Raw genomic sequence first — 419 nt, forward strand, 5'->3', positions numbered from 1 at the left:
CGTTATGCCTGGGCATGGTGGATTTCAGCAGTATGCGCAATTTGCCGTTAATCACCATCCCGCATCCGTTCAAATACGGCTTTAGTTTTAGCTTCCATCAGTTCCTGGTGGTTGGCACGATTTATCTGCTTAGCGTGCTGGAAGCAGTCGGCGATATCACCGCCACGGCAATGGTTTCCCGCCGCCCCATTCAGGGGGAAGAGTATCAGTCCCGACTGAAAGGCGGCGTGCTGTCAGATGGTCTGGTTTCTGTTATCGCCTCCGCTGTCGGTTCATTACCATTAACCACGTTTGCGCAAAATAATGGGGTTATTCAGATGACTGGCGTCGCTTCACGTTATGTCGGGCGAACCATCGCGGTAATGCTGGTTATCCTCGGCTTATTTCCGATGATTGGCGGCTTCTTCACGACCATTCCC

The 419-nt window shown here is 52.3% G+C and carries 1 pseudogene; it reads left to right on the plus strand.

From position 1 onward, the window contains the following. Positions 1 to 419, plus strand: a pseudogene (gene xanQ, locus I6F36_RS39080) (xanthine/proton symporter XanQ); the annotation flags it as partial.

Origin of the sequence: Bradyrhizobium sp. BRP19, from assembly GCF_020194195.1 — a bacterium.
Taxonomy (GTDB): Bacteria; Pseudomonadota; Alphaproteobacteria; order Rhizobiales; family Xanthobacteraceae; genus Bradyrhizobium; species Bradyrhizobium yuanmingense.